Annotated in this window: 12 protein-coding genes and 1 pseudogene; 9 read left to right on the top strand and 4 right to left on the bottom strand. The window is 42.9% G+C overall.

From position 1 onward, the window contains the following. Positions 1-67 precede the first annotated feature (67 nt). Together LU293_RS03915 and LU293_RS03910 are read left to right on the top strand one after the other, a co-directional pair. Complete coding sequence (locus LU293_RS03915) at positions 68-766, top strand: CoA transferase subunit A (RefSeq protein WP_242749045.1); 699 nt, start codon at positions 68-70, stop codon at positions 764-766. A 13-nt stretch (positions 767-779) separates the two neighbouring features. Continuing rightward, a complete protein-coding gene (locus LU293_RS03910) occupies positions 780-1415 on the top strand; it encodes a 3-oxoacid CoA-transferase subunit B (protein WP_242749042.1) in 636 nt (211 codons plus the stop codon). Between the two features lie 59 nt (positions 1416-1474). Here LU293_RS03910 and maiA read toward each other — a convergent pair whose 3' ends face one another. Continuing rightward, positions 1475-2128, bottom strand: a complete 654-nt coding sequence (maiA, locus tag LU293_RS03905) for a maleylacetoacetate isomerase (protein WP_242749655.1) — start codon at positions 2126-2128, stop codon at positions 1475-1477. A 12-nt stretch (positions 2129-2140) separates the two neighbouring features. After that, a complete protein-coding gene (nhaC, locus tag LU293_RS03900; RefSeq protein ID WP_242749039.1) occupies positions 2141-3556 on the bottom strand; it encodes a Na+/H+ antiporter NhaC in 1416 nt (471 codons plus the stop codon). 288 nt (positions 3557-3844) lie between these two features. Between nhaC and LU293_RS03895 the strand changes: the two are divergent. Both LU293_RS03895 and LU293_RS03890 read left to right on the top strand, forming a co-directional pair. Beyond that, positions 3845-3937 (top strand): annotated as a pseudogene (locus LU293_RS03895) (IS1595 family transposase); the annotation flags it as partial. A gap of 18 nt (positions 3938-3955) precedes the next feature. Next, entirely contained in the window at positions 3956-4114 is a 159-nt protein-coding gene (locus tag LU293_RS03890) for a hypothetical protein (protein WP_242749036.1), read from the top strand. 159 nt (positions 4115-4273) lie between these two features. On the opposite strand, the gene LU293_RS03885 is transcribed toward LU293_RS03890, so the two are convergent. Further along, entirely contained in the window at positions 4274-5965 is a 1692-nt protein-coding gene (locus LU293_RS03885; RefSeq protein ID WP_242749033.1) for an AMP-binding protein, read from the bottom strand. A 149-nt stretch (positions 5966-6114) separates the two neighbouring features. Continuing rightward, on the bottom strand, positions 6115-6720 hold the full coding sequence (locus tag LU293_RS03880) for a TetR/AcrR family transcriptional regulator (RefSeq protein ID WP_242749030.1): 606 nt from the start codon (positions 6718-6720) through the stop codon (positions 6115-6117). Between the two features lie 258 nt (positions 6721-6978). On the opposite strand from LU293_RS03880, the gene LU293_RS03875 reads away from it, so the two are divergent. From LU293_RS03875 to LU293_RS03855, 5 genes are all read left to right on the top strand, one after another. Further along, the gene (locus tag LU293_RS03875; RefSeq protein WP_242749027.1) at positions 6979-8151 is read left to right on the top strand and encodes an isovaleryl-CoA dehydrogenase; all 1173 of its coding nucleotides are present in this window, start codon (positions 6979-6981) and stop codon (positions 8149-8151) included. A gap of 56 nt (positions 8152-8207) precedes the next feature. Further along, positions 8208-9821 (top strand): carboxyl transferase domain-containing protein, encoded by a 1614-nt coding sequence (locus LU293_RS03870; RefSeq protein ID WP_242749024.1) that lies wholly within the window; start codon positions 8208-8210, stop codon positions 9819-9821. A gap of 77 nt (positions 9822-9898) precedes the next feature. Beyond that, positions 9899-10714, top strand: a complete 816-nt coding sequence (locus LU293_RS03865; protein ID WP_242749022.1) for a thioesterase family protein — start codon at positions 9899-9901, stop codon at positions 10712-10714. Between the two features lie 55 nt (positions 10715-10769). After that, positions 10770-11567 (top strand): enoyl-CoA hydratase-related protein, encoded by a 798-nt coding sequence (locus tag LU293_RS03860; protein WP_242749020.1) that lies wholly within the window; start codon positions 10770-10772, stop codon positions 11565-11567. A 90-nt stretch (positions 11568-11657) separates the two neighbouring features. Continuing rightward, complete coding sequence (locus tag LU293_RS03855; protein ID WP_242749018.1) at positions 11658-13643, top strand: acetyl/propionyl/methylcrotonyl-CoA carboxylase subunit alpha; 1986 nt, start codon at positions 11658-11660, stop codon at positions 13641-13643. The last annotated feature ends 4 nt before the right edge of the window (positions 13644-13647 follow it).

Genomic DNA, 13647 nt, shown 5'->3' with positions numbered 1-13647 from the left:
ACATCAACACGCTGTATTTGTTTCTCTATTTGTTAAAAAAAATCATCATTTTTAAGGAAAAAAAATTATGGCAATTTCAAAAATTTACCCCACCGCCAAAGAGGCTTTGGCAGATGTGGTGGCGGACTCTCAAACCCTTGCTGTGGGTGGTTTTGGTCTGTGCGGTATTCCAGAAAAACTCATTGAAGCGTTATGCGATACAGGCGTCAAAAACCTAACTTGTATTAGCAATAATGCAGGCGTTGATGATTTTGGCTTAGGTTTGTTATTAAAAACTAAGCAAATTAGCACTATGATAGCGTCTTATGTAGGCGAAAACAAAGAGTTTGAACGCCAATTTTTATCAGGTGAATTAGAAGTGATACTCACGCCACAAGGCACGCTTGCCGAAAAACTGCGTGCAGGTGGGGCAGGCATTCCTGCGTTTTATACCAAAACAGGGGTCGGCACCCAAATTGCCGATGGCAAAGAAGTTCGTAAGTTTGATGGTCAAGAGTACCTTTTGGAGAAGTCTTTGACTGCTGATGTGGCACTTATCAAAGCCCAAAAGGCGGATAAAGCGGGCAATTTGGTGTTTAACAAAACCGCACGCAACTTTAACCCAGAGTGTGCGATGGCAGGAAAAATCACCATTGCTGAGGTAGAAGAGATTGTGGAAATCGGCGAGATTGATCCTGACCATGTGCATTTGTCAGGCGTGTTTGTGCAACGCATTGTGCTAAACACTGCCCCCGAAAAACGCATTGAAAATATCACCACCAAATAACTAAGGAATAATCATGGCTTGGAGCAGAGATGAGATGGCACAGCGTGCCAGTCAAGAATTACAAGATGGGTTTTATGTCAATTTAGGTATTGGGCTGCCAACCTTGGTGGCAAACCATATCCCTGATAGCGTCGATGTGTGGCTACAGTCTGAGAACGGACTGCTTGGCATTGGCGAGTATCCAAGTGTTAATGAAGTAGATGCTGACTTGATTAACGCTGGTAAGCAAACTGTTACTGCCAAAACAGGGGCGAGTTTTTTTAGTAGTTCCACATCATTTGCGATGATTCGTGGTGGACACATCAACCTTGCGATTTTGGGGGCGATGGAAGTGTCCAAGACGGGCGATTTGGCAAATTGGATGATACCAGGAAAACTGGTCAAAGGCATGGGCGGTGCGATGGATTTGGTAGCAGGCGTGCAACGTGTCATTGTGCTGATGGAGCAGGTGAATAAACACGGCGAGCCAAAAATTTTACCCGAATGCACTTTGCCACTGACAGGCAAAGGCGTTGTCAACCGTATCATTACCGAGCTTGGGGTGTATGATGTTACTGATAAAGGCTTGACATTGGTTGAGCTTGCCGATGGCGTAACCGTTGATGAAGTTAAGCAAAAAACGCCTGTGGATTTAGTAATTGCGGTGTAATTATTTGCAAATCAACAATAAAAAGTCTAAATTTAACGATTTAGGCTTTTTTAAAGCAATTATACTAAATCCGCCCAAGCCTTAGGAGATGCCTGTATAAAAGCAGGCAAGCTTATACAATGCTCATAAATAGCGACAATGTTTGGAAATTTTGACAAATCTACATTAAAGCGTTTGGCGTTATACACCTGCGGAATTAAACAACAATCTGCCATGGTAGGCGTATCGCCATAACAAAATTTGCGTGGTGTATCGCCTGGATAACGCTCTAGCATAAGTGTCTCTAAGGCGCCAAATCCTTGTGTAATCCAATGAGCATACCAAGTTTGTTTTTGTTCATCATTCACATTTAAGTCGTTTTTTAGGTAATTTAGCACTCGTAAGTTGTCAAGCGGATGAATATCGCACGCCACCAAATACGCCGCCGCACGCACCCAAGCGCGCTCTTGCACATCGTCTGGTAAAAGCGGTATTTGTGGGTATCTATCTTCTAGATATTCTATAATGGCAAGCGATTGAGTCAGTACAAAGCCATTATCATCAAGGGCTGGCACAAGCTGTTGCGGATTGATGGTTTGATAATCAGGGCTTTTGTGTTCACCCCCATTTTTCATCAAATGCACAGGCACAGTGTCATAGTCCACTTTTTTTAACGCCAACGCAATGCGTACCCGAAACGCTGCTGAGCTAAGAAAATAAGAATATAATTTCATCATCTAGTCCTGTTAGGCTTGATTGGTGGTATTACTAGGCAATTTGGTAATGGTAAAGCCTGTAAAACCAAAAATAATGGTTAAAAATAAACATAAATAACAAAAAAATGCATAAGGCAAATAAGCCAGCACCGATACGCCTAACTGCTCGCTAATAAACACGCCACACACACTCCAAGGCACCAGTGGGTTGATAACCGTCCCTGCGTCTTCAATGGTACGAGCCAAATTTTTGGGGTGTAAGTTTAAGCGGGTGTATTCGGTTTTAAAACTCTCTGCTGCCAACAAAATACTCAAATACTGTTCACCGATAAGTACATTCACCCCAAGTGATGTTAAAGCTACTGCCAAAGTAACTTGCCCTGCATTGATCAATTTATGTTTAATGCTGTTAAGCAACGCTGGCAAAATACCCAAATTATGCAACAATCCGCCCAAGCTTAATGCCAAAATCACGATGGTTTGGGTAAAAAACATACTGTTTAACCCACCCCGAGAAATTAAACTACCAATCGCTCCAAGCTCTAAGTTTTCGGCAGGTTTGTAGCCTTGGAAAAAATAACTGCCAATTTCAGATAGTGTGGGAGAGCTGTGAAAAAAGGTGATCATCACCGCACTGATAATAGTCATGATAATGGCGTATATCGCATTAACTTTAAATAAAATCAAACCGACTAGCAACGCAAAAGGCAATAACGCATAGCCTTGCACCAAGCCTGTGGCAACCAACTGCTCTTTTAGTTGCCCAACTTGACTTAAATCTGCCCCTGCATTTTGCCCCTGAAGAAACCATAACAATACTACCGTTAAAATCCAAGCAGGTACGGTGGTGTAGGTCATGTTGCCAATATGCTCAAATAAATCAATGCCTGCCACCGATGCTGAAATAGTGCAAGTGTCGGATAAGGGCGACATTTTATCGCCAAAAAACGCCCCCGATACCACCGCCCCTGCCACAATCGCTGTATTGGCATCAAACGCCCCTGCCATACCCATAAACGCCACGCCAATGGTGGCACAGGTGGTCAAACTACTGCCAATCGCCACGCCAATAATAGATGTTAAAATAAACGCTGACACATAAAAATATTGTGGAGAAATCAGCTCAAAGCCATAATACATCAAGGTAGGTATCGCCCCAGACATCATCAATGCCGATACCATCAGACCAATAAAAAAGAACAGATAAATCGCCCCAAAGCCACTCATCACCCCTTTTGCCATATAATCTTGCATGGTACTAAAGTCTAAGCCTTTAAAATAACCAAACAAAAACACGCCACAAATGACCAAAAGCAGTGCCAAATGTGGTATCCAGCCTAAGGCAATCATAACGACTGCCATCACCGCAATCATGGCAGTCGCCATTATCATCGCTGTTGGGGTAGTGATATTAACGTTTTTTGTTTTGTTAAAATTTGAATACATGAATATCCTTAATACAAAATAAGCACAAAAAGACTTGCGGCAAATAACCCTAGTCATTGGCAATAAAAACAGACGATTTTGGGGTTATGAGGTTAACATCAGGCAGGGTTAGACCATCGACCCAGCTATGCTAACTGGCAATATAAAGTATAGCAGTAAGTTAAGTATCTACAAAATCAAAAATCATAAAAAAATTATAAAAATTTTTGACGCCATCTTAGATAAACAATCTTAGTTATACTAGAATCATAAAAAAAAGCAAAACTAAGCATCTACAAATAAAATCACCTGAGTAAATTATTTGTTGTAGGCGTAACTGTAAGAGTAGTAGCACAGCTTGTACAAGTTAATAAAACAACCGCTGCTTATTATTTTTATCAGCATTATGTTGGTTAATCGGTGGATAAAGAGTTTACCCTAGTAGAGGACGTCGCCAATCTTGCACTGTTTTTATCGGCATTTCCAACTCATGTTTTTACAAGACAATCCATCGCGGCAAGTCATGGCTGGTTTATGAATCGATACGAAAAAGCAGCTGATCTAATCGCTAAAAATTAGGATAAAATAGACATTTGGCTAAGTTTAACTGGGCTACATGTCTGTTTTTATGTCAATCATCTTATGATAAAAAAGCGCTTTAATTTAACCGATGGTAAGTAAGCACTTATCAAACGAACGTCCCACCACTGGGTGAGACGTCATATTAATGTATTTTATCTACTCAAAAATATTACCTGTAAGATTAAACTCAATTCGCATGAGTTCTTGGAGTTTGAACTTTTGAGGTTTGCCAGAGGCAGTCATCGGAAAGTCTGTGACGAACTTAACGTAGCGTGGCACTTTATGATGGGAGATTTGGCAACGACAAAAATCTTGAATCTCTGTCTCGGTGCATGTGGCATTTTCATTTAGGATAATGCATGCGCATAATTCTTCGCCATAACGCTTATCAGGCAGCCCGATGACTTGCACGTCTGAGATAGCAGGGTGCTTATACAGCAGATCTTCGATTTCTTTAGGGAATAGATTTTCTCCCCCACGAATGACGACATCTTTGATGCGTCCTTTGATACGAACAAATCCTTCTTCATCCATCTCAGCGATGTCGCCTGTATGCATCCAGCCTTGCTTGATGACTTCTTTGGTTTTGTCAGGTTCACCCCAATACCCCGCCATTATAGAGTAGCCACGAGTACATAGCTCGCCTGCCACGCCCACAGGGACGATATGACCTTCTTCATTAACAATCTTAATCTCCACATGGGGATGAATGCGTCCAACCGTGCTAACTCGCTTATCAAGTGGGTCATCAACATGACTTTGGGTGCTGACAGGGGCAGTCTCAGTCATGCCATAGCAGATGGTAATCTGACTCATGTGCATACGCTCAATGACTTTTTGCATAATTTGTCTTGGACAAGGACTGCCTGCCATAATGCCAGTGCGTAAGCTGCTTAAATCATAGCTATCAAAAGACTTGTCTTCAAGCATGGTAATAAACATAGATGGCACGCCATATAAGGCGGTGCAACGCTCTTGATGAACTGCTTGTAAGGTATCTGTGGCATTATAAGCATAAGCAGGATACACCATCGTCGCCCCATGGGTAATGGCGGCAAGATTACCCATCACCATACCAAAGCAGTGAAACAGTGGCACGGCAATACAGATTTTATCTTTATCCGTTAGCTTGATGCCTTCACCCACAAAATAGCCATTATTAAGAATGTTATGATGGGTAAGCATGGTGCCTTTGGGGTTGCCTGTCGTGCCAGATGTGAACTGAATATTAACTACGTCATCAAATTGAAGTTGAGAGCTGACATAGTTAATGTGCTGCTCTTGAGCGAGCGTTGGCGGTGTTAATAGGTCTTGGAATCGATATAAACCATTGTGATGGTCTTCACTGATTTTAATGACAGTTTTTAGGTGGGGTAAGTTATGTGAGACCAATAACGTATCGGCTGATTGCCCAAGCTCTGGAGCGATACTGCTTAGCATGGCATGATAATCAGATGTTTTAAATGTATCGGCAATTACAATGCCCCGACATTCAACTTTATTGAGTACATACTCTAGTTCTTTGGCTTTATAGGCAGGGTTAAGATTGACAAGAATAACGCCAATTTTAAAGGCGGCAAATTGTGTGATCACCCATTCAACGCTATTTAATGCCCAAATCCCCAAGCGATCACCTGTCTTAAACCCAAGATCTAATAAAGATGCTGCAAAAGCATTTACTTTATCGTTTAGTGCTTGATAGGTAAGTCGCTTGTTTTGATGAACACTGACTAACGCTTCTTTATCACCGTATTGCTTGCAAGCACGGTCAAATGCTTCGCCAATTGTCAGTCCAATCAGGGGCTTGTCACTTGTGCCTGATAGGTAGCTTAACTTTTCATAATGCATGATTCTCTCCTTAGTTCATGATGAAATTACATACCTTGTACGTCCCGTCCATGGTAAGGCTTATGATTGTTTGCTTTATATTTGTGTTTAATAATTCCTTATTTTTGTTGATTGACTTAAGTATTGCACCGACTGCTGGTCAAGCTTGGCTACCCAATATGAACTGCATTTAGACAAAAGCTTGCCACTTGGGTGCTAAACATCTCTTTATCTATCGTCTGCGGATCTAAACTTAAAGGCTCAATGACAGCAAAAGTCATCGCCCCAACAATACACAAAGCAGTCGTACTGACGTCTTCAAAGTCAAAGCTATGTTGCTGCTTGCCTTCTAATAAAATGTGCTCGATGGCATCTTTGACTATTTGTTTGCTCTTAAAACGGGCTTCTTCTACTAATGCATCAGCAGGCTCAAGCATGAGTGAATAGGCAAGTTTTGGGTGATTTAATGCACGCTTAACGAAAGTTTTGATCGCTTTATACAGCTTATCATGTGCTGGCATAGAGCGGTTTGCGATGTTCATTAATATCGCAAGCTCAGCTTGTATTGCTTCAGACAGCACTTCGGTGATGATATGGCTTTTATTGTCAAAATATCGATAAACAAGCCCACTTGATACGCCAGCTCTTTCGGCAATCGTCTGAATCTGTGCTTCTTTAATACCGCCTTGACCAATAAGATATTTGGCGGCTTCCAAGATTGCCTGACGGTTTTGTTGTAAGCGTTTTTGCATTAGTTCAGAGCGTTTATAACCCATGAAATTTATTCTCTCTTATTTTAAAATGAATTGCAAATCATTTTTTTAAAGAAATTCACTTTTTTTATTAAAAAGACTGTGATACTCTATCGATAGTGAAATAAAAGCACATAAGCTAATCAAACCAGCGGATGGTGATTGCTTTGGTTTGTGCCGATACCAATAAGATCTGGCAACGAACGGCTTATGTTGCTAATCACTGTATTGTAACACAACCATCATCACCACACTGATATAAACCACACAAGGATGACTGCCATGACACTTTCTACTTTAACCTTTGGCTTAGATGAGACATTGCTTGCAGTGCAAGAACAAGTGCGTAAATTTTGCCAAAAACAAGTCGCCCCACTTGCCAAAGAAGCGGACGAAACCAATGAATTTCCAAGCCATCTATGGCGTAAATTTGGTGATATGGGGCTGCTTGGTATGACGGTTGATGAGCGTTATGGCGGCACTAATTTGGGGTATTTGGCACATATCTTAGTCATGCAAGAGATTTCTCGGGCATCAGCTTCCATTGGCTTATCTTATGGTGCTCATTCTAATTTATGCGTAAACCAAATTAACCTTAATGGTAATGAAGAGCAAAAACAGCGATTTTTACCTAAATTGATTTCGGGCGAATATATCGGGGCACTTGCCATGAGTGAGCCAAACGCTGGGTCAGATGTGGTAAGCATGAAATTAAAAGCTGAACAAAAGGGCGATGTTTTTGTATTAAATGGCTCTAAAATGTGGATTACTAATGGTGGCGATGCAGATGTTTTGGTGGTGTATGCCAAAACAGATAGTCAAGCAGGTGCTAAAGGCATGACGGCGTTCTTGGTAGAAAAGAACATGGAAGGTTTTAGTTGTGGCACGCATTTAGATAAGCTTGGTATGCGTGGATCAAATACCTACCCTTTGTTTTTTGATAATGTACAAGTGCCTGCCAAAAATGTGCTAGGTGGTGTAGGTAATGGCGTTAAAGTTTTGATGAGCGGTCTAGACTATGAAAGAGCGGTGCTAAGTGGCGGACCACTTGGCATCATGGATGCGTGTATGGATTTGGTGATACCTTATGTGCATGAGCGTGAGCAGTTTGGGCAGGCAATTGGCGAATTTCAGTTAATGCAAGGTAAGCTTGCAGATATGTACTCAACTTGGATTGCGTGTAAGGCGTTGGTTTATGCAGTCGGTGCAGCGTGCGATGCTAGTAATCATGATCGAATGTTACGAAAAGATGCTGCCAGTGCAATCTTATACGCTGCTGAGAAAGCCACATGGATGGCAGGTGAAGCCATACAGGTTTTAGGTGGTAATGGTTATATCAATGAATTTAGTGCAGGCAGATTATGGCGTGACGCCAAGCTGTATGAGATTGGAGCAGGAACGTCTGAAATTCGTCGGATGCTGATCGGCCGAGAGCTTTTTGCCCAGACCAAGTAACCAAAGCAATAAAGACGCTAACTTTGAGCCTATATTGTCAATGATAAGGAAAAAAAATGAGCCAAGCCACAAATCAGTTATCCAGTCGCATTAATGTGCGAGCCGAAGAATTTTTGGTAAATCATGCCGCCATGAATGCCATCGTGCAGGACTTAAAAAAGCTTAGCGGAGCAGTCGCTTTAGGTGGCAGCCAAGCATCTCGTGATAAGCACACAGCACGAGGAAAGCTACTTGCACGAGACAGGATTAATGCCTTACTTGACACGGGGTCAGCTTTTTTAGAGATTGGTCAACTGGCAGCTTATCAAGTTTATGATGATGATGTGCCATGTGCAGGTGTGGTTGCAGGCGTGGGTCAGGTGCAGGGGGTTAGCTGCATGATTGTGGCGAACGATGCTACTGTAAAGGGCGGTGCTTATTATCCTTTGACAGTAAAAAAGCATCTAAGAGCCCAAGAAATTGCCAAAGAAAACCGCCTGCCTTGTATTTACTTGGTGGATTCTGGCGGTGCGTATTTGCCACTTCAAGATGAAGTATTTCCTGATAAAGAGCATTTTGGGCGGATTTTTTATAATCAAGCCACCATGTCTAAGCTGGGTATACCGCAGATTGCAGTAGTTATGGGTAGCTGTACAGCTGGTGGGGCATATGTGCCTGCCATGAGTGATGAAACAATCATCGTGCGTAACCAAGGGACAATTTTTTTGGGAGGACCACCGCTGGTTAAGGCGGCGACAGGCGAGATTGTGAGTGCAGAAGACCTAGGCGGCGGCGATGTGCATACTCGTTTATCTGGCGTGGCAGATTATTTGGCAGAAAATGATGAGCATGCATTACTAATGGCACGTCAGATTATCGCCAACCTTAATTATCCCAAGCAAGCATTGCCAACTAAATTTACTGAACCTGTTTATGACGCCAAAGAATTATACGGCATCGTGCCGGCTCAAAGTAAGACACCATTTGATGTGCGTGAAGTTATCATGCGATTGGTAGATGGTTCTTGCTTTGATGAGTTTAAGGCACGTTTTGCCACCACGCTTGTGACAGGGTTTGCCAAAATTTATGGCATGCCAGTTGGTATTATTGCTAATAACGGTATTTTATTTTCCGAATCTGCCCAAAAAGGGACGCATTTTATTGAACTGTGTTGTCAGCGTAAAATCCCCTTGATATTTTTACAAAATATCACAGGGTTTATGGTGGGTCGGCAGTATGAAAATGAGGGAATCGCCAAGCATGGGGCAAAACTTGTGATGGCGGTGGCAACTGCCAACGTGCCAAAAATTACCTTGGTGATTGGCGGCTCGTTCGGTGCAGGTAATTACGGTATGTGTGGGCGGGCGTATTCGCCACGCTTTATGTGGACTTGGCCAAATGCTCGCATTTCAGTGATGGGTGGTGAACAGGCAGCAAGCGTCCTTGCAACGCTTAAAAAAGATCAATTAGCAAAGCAAAATAAAACATGGACAAGCCAAGAAGAGGCACAATTTAAAGCACCTATTCAGGCTCAGTATGAACGTCAAGGACATCCTTATTATGCATCAGCAAGACTGTGGGACGATGGGGTGATTGACCCTGCTGATAGTCGCCATGTGCTGGGATTAAGCTTGGCTGTCGCCATGAATGCACCGATAGATGAGATGGGTTTTGGTGTGTTTAGAATGTAGGCTAGCCCATAAAGCCTATTTATATAGGGCTTAAATTGGTGCTGATGACATAATATTGACTTAATTAAAGATATTTTATGACGGATAGTTATTACACGCTAAAATCTCGTAATCAGACTGATGGCGGTGTGATTGCATACTACCAAAGCAATAAACATGCTCAAGGGGCGTGGAATCCCCATGAGCAGCATATGGCCCCTGCCACAGGCGTGCTGTGTGCCGAACTTGAGACGTTTATGTCCCGAGATGATATGCGTATTGCAAGGATTAGCCTAGACATTTTGGGCTTGATTCATTTTGGTGAGTTTTGTATTCATACTAAGCTAATTCGTGCAGGGCGTACCATTGAGCTGATTGAAGCGGTGATGATAGCTTGCGACAAGGTTTGTATTGTGGCAAGAGCATGGCGACTTCAGATAAGTGATACCACAGCCATCGCAGGTCTTGAAAACCAAGACATAGTAGCACCCGATACTCTGCCTGATTGGGACGGTCTAAGTCATTGGGGTGGTGGCTATATCCAAAGCATTCGTGCTAAAGCTGACCTAAGCAATCGTCAAGGACGAGGGGTAGTCTGGATTAATACGGATTTACCGATGATTTATCATAATAATGATGCCTTGCCGACCTCTGATTTTGTACGTATCATGGGTATGGTAGATGTTGCTAATGGCATTGTGCCTCGTATTCATCAGCCAGATGGTATTCGGTGGATATTCCCAAATATAGATTTACAAATCCACCTATTACGCCTACCTATAGGGTCGTGGCTTGGTCTTGAAACCATGCAACAAATTGGCAATGATGGCGTGGGTCTGACAAGTAGCGTGCTACATGACAAGCAAGGTGTGTTTGGGCATAGTGAGCAGATTTTAACTGTTAGAAAACTGTGAGTTTTTACGACTTATAATGCTAACAACTAAAATGATGGATAATCAAGGAGATGAAATGGGGCGTCAATTTAACTTTATACAGTGTGTGATAAAGGGTGCAGTAGCTCGTGTGTGGGTGAATCGACCAGAAGTGCATAATGCATTTAATGCGGTGGTTATCCGCGAGCTGCATGACTGTTTTGAGATGATTAATGAAAGTCAAGACATCCGGGTGGTGGTGCTTGGCGGTCGTGGCAAAAGCTTTTCGGCAGGGGCAGATGCCAGCTGGATGAAAAAAGCAGGCGAGGCAAGTATGGATGATAATCATGCCGATGCTTTATGCTTAGCAGCAATGCTAAACAGACTTGCAACATTAAGACAGCCGACCATTGCACGAGTTCAAGGTGCAGCATTAGGCGGTGGTATGGGGCTGGCGAGTGCATGTGATATGTGTGTGGCGACCACTCGTGCAATCTTTGCAACATCAGAAGTGCGTTTAGGGCTTGCTCCTTCTACCATCAGTCCTTATGTCATTCGGGCGATTGGCACTAGGCAAGCGAGTCGTTATTTTTTAACTGCTGAGCGGATTACAGCTGACGTTGCTTGGCGTATTGGACTTGTACATGAAGTAGTTGATGACGAAGTAGCATTAGATGAGACGATTGATCATCTTATCGCCGAGATTTTAAAAGGAGCGCCTAAAGCCCAAGCCCAATCAAAAGTATTAATTAACATGGTGGCACATGATTTGCCAAATAATCAGATGCTTGATAAGACCGCAATGCACATTGCAGCACTAAGAACGGGCGATGAAGCTAAAGCAGGATTACAGGCATTTTTATCCAAGCAAACACCGCCTTGGGTGATAGATTGATAAAGTGGGTATTATGCTATCACCACAAGAATACGCTGATGTAACGTACTATCAACGACATGATGATAACCGATAACAAAGGAATTGACGATGTTTCAAAAGATCTTGATTGCCAATCGTGGCGAGATTGCTTGCCGTGTGATACGAACCGCCAAAAAACTTGGCATACAGACTGTTGCTGTTTACTCAGATGCTGATGCTAACGCCCAGCATGTCAAGCTTGCTGATGAGGCGGTGTTTATTGGTCAATCACCTGCCAGCTTAAGCTATTTGCAGGTGGATAAAATCATTGCAGCTGCTCTTAAGACCAATGCTAAAGCCATTCACCCCGGTTATGGTTTTTTATCTGAAAATGCCACTTTTGCTAAGGCTTGTCAAGATAATGACATTGTGTTTATCGGACCGCCTGTGGAGGCAATCTTGGCAATGGGTTTAAAGGCGACTTCAAAATCTTTGATGGAGCAAGCGGGGGTGCCATTGACACCAGGCTATCATGGCAAGAACCAAGAGTCAGACTTCCTAAAGCAACAAGCAGATCGTATCGGCTATCCTGTATTGATTAAAGCAAGTGCAGGCGGCGGTGGTAAAGGCATGAGCCTTGTGGAAGACGCAAAAGATTTTCTAGCATCTCTTGCTTCTTGTAAGCGTGAAGCGTTATCAAGCTTTGGTAATGATGATGTTTTAGTTGAGCGGTATGTCACTAACCCACGCCATGTTGAGGTGCAAATTTTTGGCGATAAGTTTGGCAATTATGTGCATATGTTTGAGCGTGATTGTTCAGTACAACGTCGTCACCAAAAAGTAATCGAAGAAGCACCTGCCCCTTTACTTCCCAAAGATAAGCTGCTTGTCATGCGAGATGCTGCCATTAACGCTGCTCGTGCAGTGAATTATGAAGGGGCAGGTACGGTAGAATTTATCGTAGAGCAAGATGGTACAGCGTATTTTATGGAAATGAATACACGCTTACAAGTGGAGCATCCTGTAACAGAGATGATCACTGGGCTTGACTTGGTTGAATGGCAGCTGCGTGTGGCTTTTGGTGAGCCATTGCCAAAAACGCAAGATGAAATCATATGTCAAGGACACGCACTAGAGGCTCGTATTTATGCTGAGATTCCTGAAGCAGGTTATATGCCTGCCACAGGAGTCATTCGTCATTTGACTTATCCTAAGCAAAACGACTGTATCCGAGTAGATAGCGGCGTAGTCTTAGGCGATGAGATTACCACATATTATGATCCTATGATTGCAAAGCTGATTGTTTGGGGTCAGCATCGTGATGAAGCCATAGATAGACTGCGTTATGCATTAAACCAAACGCATGTCGATGGCTTAGGTAATAACATTGCATTTTTGGCAAGAATATTACAGACGGATTCTTTTAGGCAAGCTAGGCTTGATACTAACTTAATTGGGCGAGAAGAAAATGTGCTATTAAATCCATCAACAGCAGTGGATAAAAAGTATCAAATCATGGCTGCATTCATCAATTTATTAAGCCAGATGAGTCATCATAATGGACTGTGGCACACACAGCCATCATGGCGACAAAACACCCAAGCCTATCAAGATGTCAGCCTTGTATCTCAAGGTGAGTTATACCATGTCCGTTTCACCAAAACAGCAGATGGCTGGATAGCTCGCCTTAATCATACCGATGATGAGTTGATAATAAACGGCTCGATTGATGGCGAAGGTCAAGCAACGATTCATTTAGATGGCATTCGCACAAAGGTTGCCTTTCATCGCCACCCACAGGGCTTTGCCTTGTTTAATGGGTCTTATTCGTTATCTTTTGAGTATCCTGCCACTTATGATAGTAAAAATCATGATGAGGATAATGGCTCGTTAAAAGCACCAATGCCCGGCATAATCACGTCTGTACTGGTATCGGCAGGGCAGCGTGTTGCTAAAGACGATGTATTGCTGACTATGGAGGCGATGAAGATTGTCTATACGATTAAGGCGATACAAGATGGTGTTGTACAAGCGTGTTATTTTGAAGTGGGCGAGCAGGTCAAGGCTGGCGATGAGCTGGTTGATTTTGTGGCAGACGACCAAAATAACGAATAGGGGT

It is taken from the genome of Moraxella nasovis, from assembly GCF_022701215.1.
GTDB lineage: Bacteria > Pseudomonadota > Gammaproteobacteria > Pseudomonadales > Moraxellaceae > Moraxella > Moraxella nasovis.
The sequence above is the reverse complement of the archived record's forward strand: the minus strand, read 5'-3'. Positions and strand labels throughout refer to the sequence as shown.